Here is a 19,800-nt window from a genome sequence, read left to right on the forward strand (position 1 = left end):
CTTGATTCAGAGGAAGATTTCATCCTATTTTTCGAAAGACGGCGGTCTTTTCTCATTAAAAAAACCCCGCATCAGCAGGGTCTTCCGTTTAATGAACGATCAGTACAGGACAAGGAGACAATTGTGAGACCTTATGGCTCACGCTTCCGAGCATCATTTCTTTAAATCCGCTGATTCCGCGGCTTCCGACGACAATCAGATTGAAATGCTGTTCTTTCGCTATGTTTAAAATTTGATGCGCAGGTTCGCCTTGGACGTACAGGCTTTCCGCATTTACTCCGCTTTCTGCCGCTTTCTGCTTGGCATCTTCCAGAATGGCCGCTCCTTTTTGCTCGACTTCATGTTTGATGTCTTCAATGAAGTTTTCCGGAACATAGACAATCCCTGTTAAGGCTGATGTGGAGACAACGGCTTCACGTCCCGCATAGAGAATGGTGAGTTCAGCCTGCTGTTCTTTCGCCAGATGGATCGCTGCGTCCAAAGCTTTGCTGCTCATGTCTGAACCGTCTACTGCTGCAAGAATTTTTTTAAACATATGAATCCCGCCTTTCTGCTTTTATTGTCCTCCTCTCTTTGCTGAATGTCAATTTTGCCGGCTTGCTCCGGAACATTGCGCTTACAGACTTTCTCCGTTTGTGGCGATGACGTCTTTATACCAAACCAAACTTTTCTTCTTCTTTCTTTCAAACGTGCCTTTTCCGTCATTGCCGCGGTCGACATAGATATAGCCGTAGCGTTTTTTCATTCTAAAAGGGTTCGGGTGGCGCTGAGTGAGTCAACTCCTTAATCCTCCCTACGGTCCGGTTACCGTTGACTCACGCCCTATTCGCTTGCTTCCCTAAAATCCTTTAATAACGCAATTCAAAAAAATAATTAACACAACAATCGCAGTAACAACCACTGCTTCTACAGTGTAGGTCACTTTTTTCTTTCGCATTTGCTCTTTATATTTTCTTTGGATTTCCCTCTTCTTATCAACATTCATTTTTTCGGCTCCTTCCCAACCCCTCGAAAACTTCACATCCCTTATTTTGAACTACCGGAATAAGACAGCTCTAGCGCTTTTCGTATGTATTCTTCTTCTGTGATTTCTCCATGAAACCGCCTTTCTAAGAGCTTTTCCTCTTCTTCCGTCAGCACTAAGCCCTCAAAGCCAAGGGTTGCTCTTACATATTTCATCCCTGTTTCAAAATCAATCTCTTGCATTACTACCCCCTCCTCTTTATCAAAAGGCCCTGCGGGTCATTTTCGCCAGTACGCCCCAATTTATTTGGTGCGTATAACTGGGCACTCCGTGACCGCTCCTAAATTCCAAAACAAACTCAAACACAAAAGAACCCAGTCAGTCCCCTGTCATAACTGGATTTTTCCTCTCGTTTAGGTATGCAGCGCCTTTTAAAATGCACCCTTTTCAAAACAACTCAAATCATAATAAAGGGTGCAACACTTAAAGGTGTCTGACCTCGCCATAGCGAACCTATTTTACGAGGTGATTCGTGATGGATATGGGAGTCAAATTATCGTCCAAGGACGTCGCAAAACACCTCGGTATAGAGCCGGTGACTGTCCGCAAGTATGCCAGTATGCTTGAAGAACAAGGCTACTCGTTCAATAAAGATTCGAAAGGATGGCGACTCTATACCGAAGATGACGTAAAGACTTTAGAGTATCTATGTACAATGACTAAGATCAATGGACACTCACTCGACGAAACGGTAAAGCATATAGCAAGCCTGTATCGTTCAAAACTGACCATATCGGATACCGCTACATCGCTAAAGGACAATCCTTTGGTGGAATTCATGAAGCGACAGGAAGAATTCAACCAAAGAATGGCGGAACGGATGGAACAATTCGAAAAAAGACAGCATGAAAGACACGAGACACTCACTGCGGCATTACGGAAGTCGCTAGAGACACAAAGAATGATCGCAGCCACTAAACAAAAAAAGTAGTGGCAATTTTGGAAATAGAACACACGGAAAATGGCGCACTTATACACACAACCCTGTGTACATGCTAAATCTCTCGATTTCCGTCAGGCGTGTTACAAAAAAGGAGACTTTCACCGAGTCCACTTTTTTATTTTTTCACTCATGCATAACAATTTTCTCTCTTTTGCACCGCAATAAAAAAACAGGCCTGAAGGCCTGCTTAATCTATTTTAGCTTTTTTCCATGTACTCCTAACAATTCCCATGATCACTATGTATACAATCGCAATACCAACAGTTACACCCTCAATTTTTGTAAAAAAGCTATTCAAAATTATTAATAAAAACGCTAGTACTGACGCAAACCAGTGTATAGATTCATATTTTTTGTCACTCATTGCTGATCCCCTCACTCTTTCTGTTAAACACTTTATATACCTAAATCCATCATGACACAATTTCCGCTATGGAATCAAGCGGTAAAATGGTTTATAATTTACAAGGTATTTTCAAGTAAAAAAGGGGGATAATATGAAATTTGTTCTAAAGTACAGAAGTAAAATTATTTTGGCAGTTGTTTCAGTGTTTTTATTTTCAATCCTTGGAACGACAGCCGCTGAAGCCGCTGAATCACCGAATAATCAATCATTAGTTCGAGACACTAATCTCGAAAAAGAATTTTCAAGTTTGCTTTCTAGTCAAAAAGCATTATACGCAATTGAAAACATACCTGACTCAGTGGTCAACCAAGGTTCTGATGCAATTTTAGATTGGTTCAGAAATAACATCGATGATCAATCGCTAATCAATGATATGAACGCCGCTGCAACTGAGCTTCATCAATCGGACAAACCATTCAAGACTCAAGGTGTCCTAGGTTGTATAAGTGCTGTTGGTACCGCACTTGCCAGCCTAGCTTTCGCTCCTGCAAAATTGTTAAAGATCAAAAAGGCAATAAAAGCCTTGGGTGGAGTAAAGACATTCGTCACTAAAACATATCAGTACTACAATTATTACAAGAAAAAATACCGCAGTAAAAAAACCGCTTGGAACAAAGCAGTCTCCAAAGCAGCTTCAAAAGCCAGCCCTGAAATAAAAGAGGCGATAATGGACTTCTTTGGCATTACGGCCATCGTTTCTGCTTGTATTGAATAACGGTTCCACAAAGTAAGAGAGCAAGCCACATGGCCTGCTCCCTTTCACTTGATTATGTAATTTTTGATGCCGGGATGCCAATAAGCCATGACCTCAAAAGCGCTGTTTGCCACCTCATCGTCTTCCTCATCAATCTTAACCAGATCGCCGTCTTCCGCATCTTCAAGGTTCAGATCTCAGATCTTTATGTATCTCCTATCTCCTTCAAAATGCCGCCGTACCCGATCAGCCTTCGCGCAGAAAGCGCATCATCCAAGTAAAACACAGTATTTAAGTTATCATCCGTCACCTTGCTGCCACGCACCACATCCGTGTCCTTAACAGGATATTTAGAAATTTCGAGAACTGCTTTTTGCTCCATCATGACTTCCCGCACATCGCTCTCAATTTGCTCAGCATCAATTTTAGCTCTTCCCTTGACTCTTCGAATGTCAACAATCGGCGTATAGTCCAGTTTCATCGCCCTTTTCCAAAGACTTGTCCATTCTGCCTGCTTGATATAATTTTTGCCAAAATAACTTCTCTTCACAGGCAATAACACATGAAAAAGCGGATGATATGTATCTTCTTCATGATTTTTAGTAATCTCTAAAGCTCTAAAATAGCCAAGTACCGCTGTATCGACCCTTTTGTATTTCATGAGACGATTAAACCCTTTCATCATGTCAGAAATCTTAGACTTCGGCTCTTCTCCTGCTACATTTCTGACAGTCAGCGTGAGAAAAATCCACCCGCAACTGTACTGCCGGTTAGCTTCTTCTACAATTAAGTTATTAAATGGGCTTGATACAGCTTCAGTTTGTCCCCTGCTTTATCATATGGAAATCCATCTTGATCTCCTGTCCCATATCGCACCTCATCTCTTCTCTTTTTGTTTTCGGATCTCATTCTCAATTGATCGTATTCTGTGCTGAAGTGTATGCACGTCACCCTCTAATATAGAAATCTTTTCATTAATGCGTTCAATTATCCCGTTCACCTGGTCCTTTTTGATATCAGCCCAGGCATGTGCCATATCTTCGCGACACTCTTCAAAGGCCTTTGCATGGCTCCCTTTCCACGTATGCAGGGATAAATGAGGCTGACTGATCAAATGGTTGATATCTGCAAATTTGTTATTTCATGTCTGACTTGTTTCAAGGCATGAATGTGCTCTTGTTTTATATCAAAGTCGGCTCTTGCCGAATGTAATGCGTTCATCTCTGCTAGTATAAGTAAACACCTCGCTTGTAAATTTCGGGCATTATAGACTATTTTCATGTTACACTATGGGTTTATTTGGATGAATAAGAAAAAGGAATTATTTATCACCGGAAAAATTTATAATCAGTTATTTACATATTCGTTTTTATAAAAGTTTCTATCTCATCTATTGTTCTTTCAAAATTCTCTTTAAAAGCATGTTCCCAAACCCTTAATATATGCCAGCCATGTTTTATATAGTAGGAAGTAACCTTTTGATCTCTTTCCTTATTCCGCTTCAGTTTTTTCTCCCAATACACTTTGTTGCTTTTTGGCTGATTTCCGTGAGAGCTGCATCCGTGCCAAAAGCAAGAATCAACAAAGATAACAATTTTGTATTTTTTAATAGCTATATCTGGCTTACCAAAAAGAGATGAAACATTTCTTCTGAATCGCAGCCCCCTGTTCCATAAGGCTGCGGATACTTTATCTTCTAATTTTGATTTTGCTTTAATCGCCTGCATATTCTTTCTTCTTTGTTCTTTTGTATGAGTGTCAGCCATACGATTCCCCTCCCGATTTGTAAAAGTTTTCCCTCAATGAAAACATTTAAATCTTCTATTAAAACAAAAGTTTTCTCCTTTTAAATTCGCGAAACAAACGTTCTCTTTTTAGCGTTAAGATGTGTTATAGTTTATAATGTGTATGAGATCAACAAATGGAGGTTTTTATATGATCTTCCGAAAAGGAGAATTGTTCAGCGGACCAGGAGGACTGTCTTTAGGAATTACAAGTGCCCGTGTCGTTGACAGTTCCGGTAATGAATACAGCATAAAACATGAGTGGTCTAATGATTATGACGAATCTGCATGTAAAACATACAGAAAAAATATCTGCAAAAATATTGATGATCCGTCAGTAATTGAGGGTCCTGTACAAGAATTGGATATAGAAAGCCTCCCTCCTATAGATGCATTAGCCTTTGGATTCCCTTGCAATGATTACAGTATAGTTGGAGAACATAAAGGAATGAGCGGCGATTACGGCCCTCTTTACTCATATGGTGTAAAGGTGCTCAATTATCATAACCCGAAATTTTTCATTGCTGAAAATGTGGGCGGTCTGCAAAGTGCAAATGAAGGTAAAGCTTTTATTCAGATATTGAGGGAACTGGGAGAAGCGGGGATGGGTTATACAATCACTCCTCACTTATATAAATTTGAGGAATACGGCGTACCGCAAAAAAGACACCGTATTATTATAGTAGGTATCAGAAAAGACCAGAATTTAGAATTTAAAATTCCTGCTCCTACTACTCCAAATCAGTATGTTACTGCATACGATGCACTCAATAATCCGCCTATTCTTGATTTTACTGAAAATCATGAGCCTACGAAACATAATCAAAAAACTATTGAGATGCTGAACTATATTCCTCCCGGAAAGAACGCCTGGTATGAGGGCATCCCGGAAGAATTACGACTTAAAGTGAAAGGTGCCCGAATGAGTCAGATTTATAAACGTCTTCATCCGGATGAACCATCTTATACGGTGACTGGAAGTGGCGGCGGCGGCACTCACGTGTACCATTGGGAAGAGCCCCGCGCCTTAACAAATAGAGAACGGGCACGCTTGCAAACCTTTCCTGATCATTTTGTATTTGAAGGAAAGAAAGAAAAGGTAAGACAGCAAATCGGTATGGCTGTCCCTCCAAAAGCTGCTCAAATTATTGCAGAAGCGATACTAAAAACGTTTGCTGGAATTGAATATGACTCCATTGAGCCAAAATGGACTTTTAAAGAGTTAGTTAAAGAGGAAAAAGTTCCATTTCTCATCTAAAATACAATCGTTACTTGCAAATGACAACATTTGCAAGTTTTTCATTTGTTTAAAAATAAAAAAATGGGACTGACCCCCTTTTTTAATCAATGTTCGATCGTTAAGATCAGTCCCGTCCTTTTATAGCATTTTTAATCGTTCGGTATGTCATTAGTTGAAAACATAAAATAGGTATTTCCATCTGGGAACCTTAAATTAGGCACCCATAAAGGTTTGTCATCAGACCACCCTTTATTCGCAGATCCAGTGTACTTATACATAATTAAAGTCGGACCATGCGGATTGAATAATAAATTATCATCAGATGACAGCATTGTTCTGGCATTCTTTTTTATGTCTCTGTTTCTGCGTACGGCAATATAGCCACGGTTATTATACATCTCTTTCATATTTTTCAAACAAGCTAAAATTGCTTCATCATCCCAGCTGCCGCCCTCAATATTCTTAGACTTAGTTAGATTGACGATTTCTATCAATCTTTGAATCGTTATCATTTCCAGCCCTTGCTCATCTTTATAATCTTCTAATAACTGATCTAGCAAACCCACATTACTTACCAATGGATTTCTAGGAAAATAGCGTTTTCCTGACATATAAAATAATACAGAATCCAGATAGATAACATTTGATCTTGTCGGCCTGAGCAAAGAGTGTTTTGTCCTTGATAGAACTAATGCTTGAAGGTCACTAGAATCAGCCTTATTAATTACTGTTCTTAATCTTTTTTCAGAAAGATAGGCTTCTGTAAAAATCTCAGCTATTGAGTACGATGTGAAAAATCTTAGCACACCTAAATCTCGTTCTCTATAACCATACATTCTGGCATGTTGAAGAATTGTATCAACTTTTGGCGCTTGACTGGAACGTCCATAATAAGTAACTAATAGCCTTTTAACTGTTACTCCCCTGCCTAATTTATTTCCTCCTATTAGAATATTAAATGGGGAACTGTATCTGGGTTTTTTAAAATGACTCCCCGAAATAATTAATTGTGACTGCGTGCTGGTTATATTATCAGCTAGCTCCGCTATAACTAATTCAAATGAAGGCGTCCTGCTGTTAGTTTGCACCAAATCTTGATAAGCTTCATTTAAATAAGTATATACAATATTTTTTTCTGTTTCATGGTTCTCTTCGTGCAAAGCCTTAGATAGACTTGTAATAAAACCATTAACCATCGTCTCTAACCTTCGATGGTCGTCCTGTTTATGACTGACGTGACAAAGAAATGTATAATTTGCCCCTTCTCCATTGCAAATTTTAATTGAAGCTCCAATAAAAAAAGTGCATAGAGCTTGTCTTAAACCGGTAGGGATAGCAAGCCCCTTTGTATGGGGAGCAATATCTGATTCTTCGTTCATTATGTCATCAATCTCTGAGTCTGCAAATGTCTTGAGAGCACCAGCACCTTCTTCAAAGAACGCTTCTCCCCCTATATAACCTGCGCCGGGACTGAATTTCACAATAAAATCCGGTCGGAATTCTTTGTTTGCGCCTTGTAATAACAGTGCTTGAGGCGTAGCGGTTACTTGAACATAGACATGATTGTTAAAAAAATCTCTAAGGTTAACAATAGCAGCACTTACTTCACTTAATTTATCCTGCACTTCAGTATTGGCAAACGTATTTAAGCTCGCTTGATCTGCTTCATCATCAAATATAACTGATCTTGTATTCGGGGGTATGTGCTCTTTAATAAACTCCTGCATTTTAGGTAATATTTTTTTATTCTTAGTGGTAACTAAAACAACTCCTCCGTTATGGTTTAACGCTGTTTGAATTCTAGAGGTCATTGATTCAATTCCCCATGAATCCTTTCCAAGAGTAAGTAACCCGGGGAGCGCTTCTTGAACACGCTCTAAGGTCTGGTCATACAACCACAGGTTGTCAGATGTCAGTATGATAAATAAACGATGGCCATTATCCGAGGCTTGAGCAATTGTCATCAACATATTATTTGTTTTACCGCTTTGTACTTGTCCAAACAGTAAACCTTGACGGGTTTCATTATTAGGAAACCCTATCTTTTCATTCATATCTTCAGCTGTTTTTTTTATCTTATTGATTTCCTCTTCTGCTAATTCTCTCTTTAGGACTCTGCTGAACTTCTCAACCTTACTTATTCCAGATCGAATCATTATATTTCTCCCTTAGCTAAAATCCATAAAATAAGTTTCATTATTTATTTTATATATGGTGACATGATGTCTCCCATACCTATCTAAATCTTCAACCCTAACAAAACTGCCTAATGGTACGTTGAGTCTTTTTCTGAAGTATTTTCCCAGTATGCTATTATCCTCTGGTGTCTCAAGAGCTTTATTGTTTTCTTGCGCTACTACACATGTAAAACTCTCTCCATCATCTGTTATCAAATTGAATTGCATTTTCTTATCTGGAAAAAAGTCAGTTGTATAAACTTCTTTAGGAATAGGGATATAGGCTTGGTTCGACTCTCTATCCGGACGCTGTCCCCAATTCAACCCTGATTTTTGATGAATCTTCCTTCTATCACTTTTAATAGTTAACGGAAAATCAAAATGTTTATATTCTTTTTCTTTTACTATTTTCCCTAACCCAGACCCTTCTTTTTCTGAGCTTTTTAAATCAGACTGATATGTAAATGTAATATACTCTTCAATATTAGGATGCTTAAAATCTATATACTCTCCAATATCTTCAAAAATATTGCCTATTTCTATGGGATCAGCCTCTGTCATTATTTCGCTATAATTAACATAGCCATTTCTAGTAAAGTTTGCAGATCCAACAAAAGCTAGTTCTGATGCAAATAATCCCTCCTGCTCCCAATAAATAATTTTAGAGTGGACAGGTCTCTCTCCATAAAAATAATTTACACTTAATCTATTAGTTTCACTCGCCATTTTTAAGTATTCTTTGTGATCCCATACTGTTATTGGCTGATATTTAGTCATACCGATGTACATTTCAATTTCAATTTCATTAAGTGCATATAGTACATGATGTAAAAAAGCAGGGGAAGCATAAGCAGTAATCACTTTTAGCTTTCTTCTTCCTTTGTTATATGGATTTAGTATAATATTATTAAACAAACGATCTTTGTATACAAGAATAGAACTTCCCTCCTATTTTAAAAACATTATTCAAGGACTAAAGTTTAAGAATTAGATTTGCGTTAATTGCATATACATACTTATTATATCTCTTTTGGATAAAACTAGTCTAGTACTTACAAATGCATTGCAAAGTCACTTCACTCCCCAAACAGCCTCCCCATCACCGCTCAGCACACTAAACGTCACAACTTCTTTCTCTCTCGCTGAGTCCCATTCTTTCAGGAAGACGCCGTCATAATTTGTGCCGTTCAGGTTGATTCGGGCTTTGCTGCTGTCCGTTATTGTCCAGGTTCCGGTCATTTCCCCGGAAATGGTGCCGTCGTTGTTAAGCCGGATGTTTTTTGGGGTTTTGATCGTAGCTGTAATGTCTTTTCCGTGCTGGATGAGTTTGTAAGTTCCGGATGCGGCGGCCGCCGGAATGTGTGTATCCGGTTCTCCCGCATAGCGGTATGGCGCTGCAACGGGCCATCCGTCTTTGTTCATGTACAGCCGATGCACTCTGACTTCATGCTCTTCTCCTCTGTTCGGGAAACGGGTGTGGAAAATGAGGTATGATCGTTTCGTTTTCCCGTCGTAAAACACGGAGTTGTGTCCCGGCGATACGTAGCCCGTGCCTTTTTCAGATTGTGAGGCGAAGCTATAGCCGCCCATGAGTTTAACCCCGTACGGTTCAATTGCTTTGTCGTCGAAGAAACTGCCGTCTTTTCCTTTAGCATCAAGCATGTTATGACCTGCGGCGTCATAGTACGGACCGTCCGGATTTTTAGAGCGCGCCACACGCATATTGTAACCGCCGGCTGTGTCAAGTCCGCCGAATGACAGATACAGATAGTAATATTTCGTTTCCGGATTGTAGCTGATGTACGGGCCTTCGATTCTGCTGTGATTTCCGCCGAGCAGTTTTTTTCCGTAGCCTTGGTTAGGGAGCGGGAAACCGGTTTTCGGATTCATTTCCAGTATGAAAATTCCGCCGGAGTAAGAGCCGTACACCATCCAGAGCTTGCCTTTATGGTCAAAAAACGTTTGCGGATCTACGACGTTCGGGTGAACGTTTGCATGATACGTCGTGCCGTCTTCGCTTTTTCCTTCCATGCCTGATTTCAAAAAGATGCCTTTGTTTTTGTAGGGTCCTTCGATTTTGTCACTCACGGCGACACCGAGAGCGGATCGCGGCGAGTCTCCTTTACAGGCGTTATAGTACATGTAATATTTCCCGTCAGCCAGCTGGGCGACGTCCGGCGCCCACAGCGTATCAGACTGGGCCCAGTCGAATGTCTCTTTTAATTCGGTGTAGACATTCGGGATCAGGGGATTATTGGGATTGACGCTTGAAGATATCTGCTGCCACTGCATCAGGTTTTTCGACTTGGCGGAAGCCAAATGCGAGCCGAATACATAATATGTATCTCCTGTTTTGATGACGGACGGATCATGCACGCTGACCTCTGAAAAAACCGGATGCTGGGCTTTTGCCTGCGGCAGAGTGAACCCGATGACCGCTGCTGAGACCAGGCACACACGAAAGAAACTGGTTTTCATTTTCTGAAATCTCCTCGCTCTCTTCTTTTCTTAAAACGCTTTCAAGACAACGCTCCATTTTATGATGCGGATGGCGGAAATATGTGATCAACAGCGCCGGCTTCACGATGTACCGCTTTACTTCGATAGCAATCTGATTTGTGAAAGACTGGAAAAAAAGTTTTGACTTCTGATTCGCAAACACTTAATATAAAAAACAGTTACTAGTTATCAGAATATTTAAGAATTGAGTGAAGCATATATGACCTTACACAAAGACCGCCGCATCGGGCGACTGTCCGTCCTTCTTCTGCTTCATGAGACTGAAGAAAACCAGCAGATCAGCCGGCTGGAACGGGACGGCTGGAAAGTCTGTCTCGGCAGGGTGGGTTCAATGGATGCGCATAAGGTGGTAGCTGCAATTGAAACCGCTTCCAAAAAGAGCGGCGTCATTCAATCTGAGGGTTATCGCGAATCACATGCGCTGTATCATGCCACAATGGAAGCTTTGCACGGAGTGACGCGGGGCGAAATGCTGCTTGGCTCGCTGCTTCGTACCGTGGGCCTGAAGTTTGCCGTCTTGCGGGGAAATCCGTATGAAAGCGAGGCGGAAGGCGATTGGATCGCCGTTTCACTTTACGGCACGATCGGAGCTCCGATTAAGGGGCTTGAGCACGAAACATTCGGAGTCGGTATTAATCACATATGAATCAGCCCATAGATTTCAGATGATAGGGGGCTATGCGTGAAACATCATTTTCATGGCATAGCTCCTTTTTGTATGGGCGCTTTACCAAAGTAAAGGAAAAGGGGTTGAAATGATGGTAACGTTAGACGGTTCCTCACTGACAACCGCAGATGCCCAGCGTGTGCTGTTTGATTTTGAAGAGGTTCAGGCATCTGCCGAAAGCATGGAACGTGTGAAAAAAAGCAGGGCGGCGGTTGAACGGATCGTTCAGGAGGAGAAGACCATTTACGGGATTACAACGGGGTTCGGCAAGTTCAGCGATGTGCTGATTCAAAAAGAAGACGCCGCGGATCTGCAGCTGAATCTGATTCTTTCTCACGCGTGCGGCGTCGGTGATCCGTTTCCGGAATCTGTATCGCGGGCCATGCTGCTTTTGCGAGCCAATGCCTTGCTGAAAGGCTTTTCCGGCGTGCGGACTGAGCTGATTGATCAACTGCTCGCGTATCTCAATCATCGCATTCACCCGGTCATCCCGCAGCAAGGGTCACTAGGGGCGAGCGGAGATTTGGCGCCGCTTTCTCATCTTGCACTGGCGCTTATCGGGCAAGGCGAAGTCTTTTACGAAGGGGCCCGGATGCCGACAGCTCATGCTTTAGAAAAGACAAACCTTCAGCCGGCCGTCCTGACCTCTAAGGAAGGGCTCGCGCTGATCAACGGAACGCAGGCCATGACCGCAATGGGGCTGATCGCTTACCTCGAAGCCGAAAAACTGGCCTATCAATCGGAACGGATCGCGAGCTTAACGATCGAAGGCCTTCAGGGCATTATCGATGCGTTCGACGAGGACATTCATGCCGCCCGCGGTTATCAGGAACAGATGGATGTCGCAGAGCGAATCCGCTATTACTTGTCAGACAGCAAGCTGACGACCGTCCAAGGGGAGCTGCGTGTCCAGGACGCCTATTCGATCCGCTGTATTCCTCAAGTCCACGGCGCATCATGGCAGACATTAGCGTATGTAAAAGAAAAATTAGAAATTGAGATGAATGCCGCGACAGATAACCCGCTCATTTTCGAAGACGGCGCCAAAATCATCTCAGGCGGAAACTTTCACGGACAGCCGATCGCCTTTGCCATGGATTTTCTCAAAGTAGCGGCGGCCGAACTTGCGAATATTTCTGAACGCCGTATCGAACGGCTTGTGAATCCGCAGCTGAATGACCTGCCGCCCTTTCTGAGCCCTCAGCCCGGCTTACAATCCGGAGCGATGATCATGCAATATGCGGCGGCCTCCCTCGTGTCAGAAAATAAAACCCTGGCCCATCCCGCCAGTGTCGATTCCATTCCTTCATCGGCAAACCAGGAGGATCACGTCAGCATGGGAACCATCGCCTCAAGGCACGCCTACCAGATCATTGCGAATACGAGACGGGTGCTTGCCGTTGAAGCCATTTGCGCGCTGCAGGCCGTGGAATACCGGGGTGCGGAACATTGCGCCTCGTACACAAAACAGCTCTATCACGAAATGAGAAACATCGTGCCGTCCATACAAGAAGACCGCGTGTTTTCTTATGACATCGAGCATCTGAGTGACTGGCTGAAGAAGGAGTCTTTTCTGCCGAATGAGCATCACCAAAAACTGATGACCAATGAAGGAGGACTGACAAGATGACTGATGTAAAGAAATCAATCCGCGCCGGCCGCGGCACCGAACTTGAATGCTTAGGATGGGAGCAGGAAGCCGTGCTCCGCATGCTCCGAAACAACCTTGACCCGGAGGTTGCCGAAAAGCCGGAGGATCTGATCGTATACGGCGGCATAGGCAAGGCCGCGCGAAACTGGGATGCTTTTCACGCGATTGAGCGTTCCCTCAAAACGTTAAAAGATGATGAAACACTGCTGATCCAATCCGGGAAACCGGTCGGACTGTTCCGCACGCACAGCCGCGCCCCCCGCGTCCTGCTGGCTAATTCGGTTCTCGTGCCGAAATGGGCGGATTGGGAACATTTCCATGACCTTGAGAAAAAAGGGCTGATGATGTACGGGCAGATGACGGCCGGCAGCTGGATTTATATCGGCTCACAAGGCATTTTGCAAGGCACCTATGAAACCTTTGCGGAGCTTGCGAGACAGCATTTCGGCGGCAGTCTGAAAGGAACCCTTACGCTGACGGCCGGTCTTGGCGGAATGGGAGGCGCCCAGCCGCTGTCCGTCACGATGAATGATGGCGTCGTCATCGCCGTTGAAGCGGATGAAACACGGATTGATAAACGGATGGAAACAAACTATTGCGACCGTAAAACCGCATCAATTGACGAAGCGCTGCGCTGGGCCGAAGCAGCCAGACAAGCCGGAGAACCTTTATCGATCGGCCTTCTCGGCAATGCGGCTGAGGTGCATCATGAGCTTTTGAACCGCGGCGTCCATATTGACATCGTGACCGATCAGACATCCGCTCACGACCCGCTGATCGGCTATATTCCGGCAGGATACTCACTTGAAGAGGCCGGGCGTCTGCGCCGGGATCAGCCCGATTTATACGTAAGGCTATCCAAGCAAAGTATGAAAAAGCATGTGGAAGCCATGCTTGCCTTCAAGAAAAAAGGGGCTATCGTCTTCGATTACGGCAACAATATCCGTCAAGTTGCCAATGATGAGGGTCTCGCCGATGCTTTTGATTTTCCGGGATTCGTTCCCGCCTACATCCGGCCTTTATTTTGTGAAGGAAAAGGGCCGTTCCGCTGGGCTGCGCTGTCGGGAGACCCTGAAGATATATACCGCACGGACGCTTTATTAAAAGAGCTGTTTCCAGAAAATCAAGCCCTTCACCGCTGGATTGACATGGCACAGAAAAAAGTCACATTCCAAGGCCTGCCGTCCCGTATTTGCTGGCTCGGCTACGGTGAACGGGAAAAGATGGGGCTCGCCATCAATGAATTGGTCAGAAACGGCGAGCTGAAAGCCCCGATCGTCATCGGAAGAGACCATTTAGACTGCGGATCTGTCGCCTCTCCGAATCGGGAAACAGAAGCGATGAAGGACGGAAGCGACGCGGTCGGCGATTGGGCGGTGCTGAACGCGCTGATCAACACGGCCTCAGGCGCAAGCTGGGTTTCTTTTCACCACGGCGGGGGCGTCGGCATGGGGTATTCCCTTCACGCGGGAATGGTCGCGGTCGCCGACGGCAGCATCCTTGCGGAACAACGGCTTTCCCGCGTTCTGACAAGCGATCCGGGAATGGGCATCATCCGCCATGCGGACGCAGGTTATGAAAAAGCGGCTCAAGTCGCCGAGGAACAAGACATTATGATACCGATGAAAAAGGAGCGGTAACATGCCGAAACAAATAGATACCATACTCACCAACATCGGCCAGCTGCTGACGATGGAATCCGGCGGCCCCCGATCAGGCGGAAGCATGCAGGATCTTCATGTCACGGAAGATGCCGTCATCGGCATTCACGACGGGCGCATTGTTTTTGCCGGACATCAAGGAGCGGAGGAAGGATACGAGGCAAGAGACATCATCGACTGCGGGGGACGGCTCGTCACCCCCGGCCTCGTCGATCCCCATACCCATCTTGTATTCGGAGGGTCCCGGGAAAAAGAACTGAATTTAAAAATTCAGGGCATGTCCTATTTGGATATTCTGGCGCAAGGCGGCGGTATTTTGTCAACGGTCAAAGACACGAAAGCCGCCTCCGAAGAAGAACTGATTGAAAAAGGGCTTTTCCACCTCGGACGCATGCTGTCATACGGCATCACGACCGCGGAAGTAAAAAGCGGGTACGGACTCGACAAAGACACGGAGCTGAAACAGCTGACCGCGGCGAAAAAACTGGGCGGGCGCCAGCCGGTCGACCTTGTCACGACCTTTATGGGGGCACACGCCATTCCGCCTGAGTACCGGAACAGCCCTGACGAATTTCTGAATCGCATGCTGCAGCTTTTGCCTGAAATAAAAGAAAAAGGCCTCGCGCAATTTGCCGATATTTTCACAGAAACAGGCGTCTTTACCGTCAGCCAGTCGCGGGACTACCTGAAAAAGGCGTCTGAAGCTGGTTTCGGCCTGAAAATCCATGCTGATGAGATTGACCCGCTCGGCGGCGCGGAATTGGCGGCAGAACTGCATGCTGTTTCTGCCGATCATTTGGTGGGGGCGTCTGACGAAGGCATCGAAAAGCTAGCGGAGTCCGGAACGATCGCCGTCCTGCTGCCGGGCACAACTTTCTATCTCGGCAAACACACTTACGCGAGAGCCCGGAAGATGATTGATGCGGGCGTACGGGTCAGTTTGGCGACTGACTTCAACCCGGGCAGCTCACCGACGGAAAATCTCCAGCTCATCATGTCGATTGCCGCGCTTCATTTAAAAATGACCGCAGAAGAAATCTGGCATGCTGTCACCGTTAATGCCGCGTATGCGATCGGAAAAGGCGAAGAGGCCGGACAAATTAAAGCCGGACGGGCGGCTGATATTGTCATTTGGGAAGCGCCGAATTACATGTATATCCCGTATCATTACGGCGTCAATCATGTCCGCCGTGTCATCAAGAACGGAAAGACGGTCGTTTCAAGGGAGGGAGCCGCTCTTGGATAAGTATCCGTTTCTGCAAAAAGCCGGCTCTCTCTTCAACGACCGCCATGTGACAAGGATCGGCGATGTGACGGAAGCGTGGGCGGGACAAACGATCAAAGGGCCGGCTTTGATCGGCGTTCCGCTTTCTAAGTCGTCAATCAGCCATTCCGGCGCCTGCTTTGCACCCGGTGCGATCCGCCGGGCGCTCGGCGGCATTTCCGCATATTCCGCAGAGCTGCGGGAGCATGTCATTGACCATCTGTACGATATCGGCGATATTCAGATTCACGTCACGGATGTCGTCAAATCTCACGAACACATTTATCGGACCATTCATGACATTCTGACGGACCAGCCTGACTGGGTGCCCGTCATTCTCGGCGGCGACAACTCCATCAGTTATTCCACCATTAAAGCCATTGCGGAAACGAAAGGAACAACAGCCGTCTTTCAATTCGACGCCCACCACGATGTCCGCAACACAGAAGACGGAGGGCCGACAAACGGCACGCCATTCCGCCGGCTGTTAGATGAAAATATCATAAGCGGACAAAACCTGATTCAGCTTGGAATCAGGGAGTTCAGCAATAGCTTGGCATATGAACAATATGTAAAAGAGCGGCAGGCAGACGTGCATACAATGGAGATGATCCGGGAGAAAGGGCTCCTCCGAACGATACAAGAGGTCTTGCCGGCCGTTCAAAAAAGAGCCGACGCCATTTTTATTTCGGTTGATATGGATGTGCTGGATCAAGCTCATGCGCCCGGCTGTCCTGCGATCGGCCCCGGAGGTCTGTATACCGAAGAACTGCTTCAGGCGGTCAGGTTTTTAGCCCAGGAGGCTGACATCTCGGGTATTGAGATCGTTGAGGTTGATCCGACACTTGATTTTCGCGATATGACAAGCCGGGCAGCCGCACATGTCATTTTACATGCATTAAAGGGATTTAAATTGTCACGTTAAAGTCAAATCCGGCACGCGTGCTCTCGGCTGCCGGAAGATTCTCACGCCACGCAAAAAGGGGGAGATCACGATGGATGTTGATCAAGGCGGCAATCAACTAAAGCGCACGATGAAAAGCAGGCACTTATTTATGATTTCATTGGGAGGGGTCATCGGCACGGGGCTGTTTTTGAGCACAGGGTATACATTGAGCCAGGCCGGGCCGGGCGGGACGATCGCCGCCTACTTAATCGGCGGCTTGATGATGTATCTTGTCATGCAGTGTCTCGGAGAATTGTCAGTAGCCATGCCTGTGACCGGTTCATTTCAAACGTATGCGACAACGTTTATCGGGCCGTCCACGGGTTTTATGGTCGGTATCATGTATTGGGTGAATTGGGTGGTGACGGTGGGATCGGAGTTTACAGCTTCCGGTATCCTCATGCAGCGCTGGTTTCCCCACAGCAGCGTCTGGATGTGGAGCGCGATTTTCGCGGCTCTCCTTTTTGCCGCCAATGCATTCTCCGTTAAATTGTTTGCAGAAACAGAGTTTTGGTTTTCCAGCGTCAAAATCGTTACCATCCTTTTATTTATCATCTTAGGCGGCGCCGCGATGTTCGGTTTGATTTCATTGCACGGTTCGGGTGAAGCTCCGATGCTGTCGAATTTCACCTCACACGGCGGGCTGTTTCCGAACGGCTTTCTTGCGGTTTTCATCGCAATGATTTCCGTAAGTTTCGCCTTTTCAGGGACGGAGCTGATCGGAATTACCGCGGGTGAAACCGCCAATCCGGCAAAAGATATTCCGCGTTCGATCCGAAATGTCGCCTGGAGAACGGTCATCTTTTTTATCGGCGCCATTTTTGTGCTGTCCGGACTGATCTCCTGGAGGGAAGCCGGTGTGATTGAAAGTCCGTTTGTCGCGGTCTTTTCCCAAATCGGTATCCCATACGCCGCAGATATCATGAACTTCGTGATTTTAACGGCTTTGCTTTCGGTCGCCAACTCCGGACTGTATGCTTCCACCCGGATGCTGTGGTCTCTTGCAAATGAAAACATGATCAGCGCCCGGTTCAAAAAAGTCACGCCGAAAGGCATTCCGCTGAATGCCCTGCTCGCCAGCATGGCCGTTTCCTGCATATCCTTGATCTCAAGCATCGCCGCCCCGGGCACGGTCTACGTGGTGCTCGTGGCAATAGCCGGATTTGCCGGCGTCGTGGTATGGATGAGCATCGCCCTGTCTCAGCTGTTATTTCGAAAACATTATGTGAAAAACGGCGGACGCGTCTCGGATCTGACCTTCCGCACACCGTTATACCCTCTCGTTCCGATCGCCGCCATGATCTTATGTTTCGCTTCATGCGTAGGCCTTGCATTTGATCCCAATCAAAGAATCGCCCTCTTCTGCGGAATTCCTTGTATGATCCTGTGCTATCTCATTCGTTTTTTGAGAAAGAAACAGCCGAAACAATCCGTCCGTGACATTCATTTGGATAAAACCATGCCATAAAAAAAGGCACATACTGATGAGGTATGTGCCTTTCTTGTCTTATTCCGTAATCAGCGTATGAATCAGTTTCGGCGCTTCCGCTTTTTCTGAGATGCGGATGTTGTCATAGACTTTGGCGGTCACGTCTTCAACGTTTTCGCGGTTGGCGTAAAGGGTGACGAGCGGCTCGCCTTTTTCGACATTGTCACCGACTTTTTTGCGGAGCATAATGCCGACGGCAAGATCGATTTCGTCCTCTTTTGTCGCACGTCCCGCCCCCAACAGCATCGCTGCGACGCCGATTTCGTCGGCGACGATTTCTGAAACGACACCCGCTTCTTTCGCCGGAACGTCAATTTTGTACGCCGCCTGCGGAAGTTTGGACGGATCGTCAACGACAGAAGCGTCTCCTCCCTGATTGCTCAGGAACTCTTTGAACTTTTCAAGCGCTTTGCCGTTTTTCATGACTTCCTGAAGCTTCGTTCTCGCTTCTTCCAATGTCTCAGCTTTTTTCGCCAATACGACCATTTGGCTGCCGAGCGTGAGGACGAGTTCGTTTAAGTCTTCAGGCCCTTCCCCTCTTAACGTATCAATGGCTTCTTGTACTTCCAGGGCATTCCCGATCGCAAAACCGAGCGGCTGCGACATGTCAGAAATCACGGCCATCGTCTGGCGGCCGACGTTGTTTCCGATGCGGACCATTGCTTTGGCGAGGTTCACGGCGTCTTCATCCGTTTTCATAAACGCGCCGGCTCCCGTTTTGACGTCAAGCACGATGGCATCTGCTCCGGCGGCGATTTTTTTACTCATAATTGAGCTTGCGATCAGCGGGATGGAGTTCACCGTACCCGTTACATCACGCAGCGCATACAGCTTTTTATCGGCAGGCGTCAAATTGCCGCTTTGTCCGATGACCGCTACCTTGTCGCGGTTCACAAGCTTGATGAATTCATCTTTTGACAATTCCACATGGAAGCCTTCGATCGCTTCCAGCTTATCAATGGTACCCCCCGTATGGCCAAGACCGCGGCCGGACATTTTAGCGACGGGAACGCCGAGCGCCGCGACGAGCGGTGCGAGTACGAGAGTTGTCGTGTCGCCGACCCCGCCCGTAGAGTGCTTGTCGACCTTAATGCCTTCAATGGCGGAGAGATCAATCGTTTCCCCTGAATTCACCATCGCCATTGTCAGATCGGCGCGCTCCTGATCTGTCATATCCTGAAAGTAAATCGCCATAGCCAGTGCGCTTGCCTGATAATCAGGGATGCTTCCGTCCGTGTATCCTTTTACGAAAAATTGAATTTCTTCTGTTGTCAGTTCTTTTCCATTTTGTTTTTTTACAATAAGATCTACCATTCTCATGATCTATCACCTGT

General features: G+C 45.8%; 18 protein-coding genes and 3 pseudogenes. 9 read left to right on the forward strand and 12 right to left on the reverse strand.

The window, feature by feature from the left end; all coding sequences use genetic code 11:
• Nucleotides 1–88: 88 nt before the first annotated feature.
• The 4 genes and pseudogenes from AR442_RS17125 to AR442_RS17130 form a co-directional block, all read right to left on the reverse strand.
• Nucleotides 89–535 carry a universal stress protein gene (locus tag AR442_RS17125; RefSeq protein WP_017418568.1) on the reverse strand — a complete coding sequence of 149 codons (447 nt, stop codon included), beginning with the start codon at nucleotides 533–535 and terminating at the stop codon, nucleotides 89–91.
• An 81-nt stretch (nucleotides 536–616) separates the two neighbouring features.
• Nucleotides 617–745: pseudogene (locus tag AR442_RS20490) on the reverse strand (family 1 glycosylhydrolase); the annotation flags it as partial.
• A gap of 93 nt (nucleotides 746–838) precedes the next feature.
• On the reverse strand, nucleotides 839–985 hold the full coding sequence (locus tag AR442_RS20685; protein WP_162838275.1) for a hypothetical protein: 147 nt from the start codon (nucleotides 983–985) through the stop codon (nucleotides 839–841).
• Between the two features lie 41 nt (nucleotides 986–1,026).
• On the reverse strand, nucleotides 1,027–1,206 hold the full coding sequence (locus AR442_RS17130; protein WP_042635622.1) for a hypothetical protein: 180 nt from the start codon (nucleotides 1,204–1,206) through the stop codon (nucleotides 1,027–1,029).
• Nucleotides 1,207–1,499: 293 nt separating this feature from the next.
• Here AR442_RS17130 and AR442_RS17135 point away from each other — a divergent pair, with 293 nt between their 5' ends.
• Nucleotides 1,500–1,955 (forward strand): MerR family transcriptional regulator, encoded by a 456-nt coding sequence (locus tag AR442_RS17135; RefSeq protein WP_053285306.1) that lies wholly within the window; start codon nucleotides 1,500–1,502, stop codon nucleotides 1,953–1,955.
• Nucleotides 1,956–2,154: 199 nt separating this feature from the next.
• Here AR442_RS17135 and AR442_RS20495 read toward each other — a convergent pair whose 3' ends face one another.
• The gene (locus AR442_RS20495) at nucleotides 2,155–2,331 is read right to left on the reverse strand and encodes a hypothetical protein (protein WP_024085988.1); all 177 of its coding nucleotides are present in this window, start codon (nucleotides 2,329–2,331) and stop codon (nucleotides 2,155–2,157) included.
• Nucleotides 2,332–2,464: 133 nt separating this feature from the next.
• Here AR442_RS20495 and AR442_RS17140 point away from each other — a divergent pair, with 133 nt between their 5' ends.
• Nucleotides 2,465–3,088, forward strand: a complete 624-nt coding sequence (locus AR442_RS17140) for a hypothetical protein (RefSeq protein ID WP_032875613.1) — start codon at nucleotides 2,465–2,467, stop codon at nucleotides 3,086–3,088.
• Between the two features lie 44 nt (nucleotides 3,089–3,132).
• Here AR442_RS17140 and AR442_RS17145 read toward each other — a convergent pair.
• The 3 genes and pseudogenes from AR442_RS17145 to AR442_RS17155 form a co-directional block, all read right to left on the reverse strand.
• Nucleotides 3,133–3,863: pseudogene (locus AR442_RS17145) on the reverse strand (protein rep); the annotation flags it as partial.
• Between the two features lie 81 nt (nucleotides 3,864–3,944).
• Nucleotides 3,945–4,193 (reverse strand): annotated as a pseudogene (locus AR442_RS21175) (YwqH-like family protein); the annotation flags it as partial.
• A 229-nt stretch (nucleotides 4,194–4,422) separates the two neighbouring features.
• Nucleotides 4,423–4,833 carry a very short patch repair endonuclease gene (locus tag AR442_RS17155; protein ID WP_032875610.1) on the reverse strand — a complete coding sequence of 137 codons (411 nt, stop codon included), beginning with the start codon at nucleotides 4,831–4,833 and terminating at the stop codon, nucleotides 4,423–4,425.
• A gap of 169 nt (nucleotides 4,834–5,002) precedes the next feature.
• On the opposite strand from AR442_RS17155, the gene AR442_RS17160 reads away from it, so the two are divergent.
• Nucleotides 5,003–6,109, forward strand: a complete 1,107-nt coding sequence (locus AR442_RS17160; RefSeq protein ID WP_053285305.1) for a DNA cytosine methyltransferase — start codon at nucleotides 5,003–5,005, stop codon at nucleotides 6,107–6,109.
• A gap of 131 nt (nucleotides 6,110–6,240) precedes the next feature.
• On the opposite strand, the gene AR442_RS17165 is transcribed toward AR442_RS17160, so the two are convergent.
• The 3 genes from AR442_RS17165 to abnB all read right to left on the reverse strand — a co-directional run bounded on the left by AR442_RS17165 (nucleotide 6,241) and on the right by abnB (nucleotide 10,746).
• On the reverse strand, nucleotides 6,241–8,247 hold the full coding sequence (locus AR442_RS17165; protein WP_053285304.1) for a Z1 domain-containing protein: 2,007 nt from the start codon (nucleotides 8,245–8,247) through the stop codon (nucleotides 6,241–6,243).
• 12 nt (nucleotides 8,248–8,259) lie between these two features.
• Entirely contained in the window at nucleotides 8,260–9,183 is a 924-nt protein-coding gene (locus AR442_RS17170; protein ID WP_053285303.1) for a restriction endonuclease PLD domain-containing protein, read from the reverse strand.
• A gap of 156 nt (nucleotides 9,184–9,339) precedes the next feature.
• The gene (abnB, locus tag AR442_RS17175) at nucleotides 9,340–10,746 is read right to left on the reverse strand and encodes an arabinan endo-1,5-alpha-L-arabinosidase AbnB (RefSeq protein WP_053285302.1); all 1,407 of its coding nucleotides are present in this window, start codon (nucleotides 10,744–10,746) and stop codon (nucleotides 9,340–9,342) included.
• A gap of 241 nt (nucleotides 10,747–10,987) precedes the next feature.
• Here abnB and hutP point away from each other — a divergent pair, with 241 nt between their 5' ends.
• The 6 genes from hutP (at nucleotide 10,988) to AR442_RS17205 (ending at nucleotide 18,445) form a co-directional block, all read left to right on the forward strand.
• Nucleotides 10,988–11,434 (forward strand): histidine utilization transcription antiterminator HutP, encoded by a 447-nt coding sequence (hutP, locus tag AR442_RS17180; RefSeq protein ID WP_004393292.1) that lies wholly within the window; start codon nucleotides 10,988–10,990, stop codon nucleotides 11,432–11,434.
• Nucleotides 11,435–11,546: 112 nt separating this feature from the next.
• Nucleotides 11,547–13,085, forward strand: coding sequence for a histidine ammonia-lyase (gene hutH, locus AR442_RS17185; RefSeq protein ID WP_025285521.1), 1,539 nt, complete (start codon nucleotides 11,547–11,549; stop codon nucleotides 13,083–13,085).
• Nucleotides 13,082–14,746 carry a urocanate hydratase gene (gene hutU / locus AR442_RS17190; RefSeq protein ID WP_053285301.1) on the forward strand — a complete coding sequence of 555 codons (1,665 nt, stop codon included), beginning with the start codon at nucleotides 13,082–13,084 and terminating at the stop codon, nucleotides 14,744–14,746. The genes hutH and hutU overlap by 4 nt, the downstream gene beginning before the upstream one ends.
• 1 nt (nucleotide 14,747) lies before the next feature.
• Complete coding sequence (gene hutI, locus AR442_RS17195) at nucleotides 14,748–16,013, forward strand: imidazolonepropionase (protein ID WP_053285300.1); 1,266 nt, start codon at nucleotides 14,748–14,750, stop codon at nucleotides 16,011–16,013.
• Nucleotides 16,006–16,956 carry a formimidoylglutamase gene (hutG, locus tag AR442_RS17200; protein WP_053285299.1) on the forward strand — a complete coding sequence of 317 codons (951 nt, stop codon included), beginning with the start codon at nucleotides 16,006–16,008 and terminating at the stop codon, nucleotides 16,954–16,956. The genes hutI and hutG overlap by 8 nt, the downstream gene beginning before the upstream one ends.
• Before the next feature lie 70 nt (nucleotides 16,957–17,026).
• Nucleotides 17,027–18,445 (forward strand): amino acid permease, encoded by a 1,419-nt coding sequence (locus AR442_RS17205; protein WP_021494683.1) that lies wholly within the window; start codon nucleotides 17,027–17,029, stop codon nucleotides 18,443–18,445.
• Between the two features lie 39 nt (nucleotides 18,446–18,484).
• On the opposite strand, the gene AR442_RS17210 is transcribed toward AR442_RS17205, so the two are convergent.
• Nucleotides 18,485–19,786, reverse strand: a complete 1,302-nt coding sequence (locus AR442_RS17210) for a pyrimidine-nucleoside phosphorylase (RefSeq protein WP_007407816.1) — start codon at nucleotides 19,784–19,786, stop codon at nucleotides 18,485–18,487.
• Between the last annotated feature and the right edge of the window lie 14 nt (nucleotides 19,787–19,800).

It is taken from the genome of Bacillus velezensis (assembly GCF_001461825.1).
Lineage (GTDB): Bacteria > Bacillota > Bacilli > Bacillales > Bacillaceae > Bacillus > Bacillus velezensis.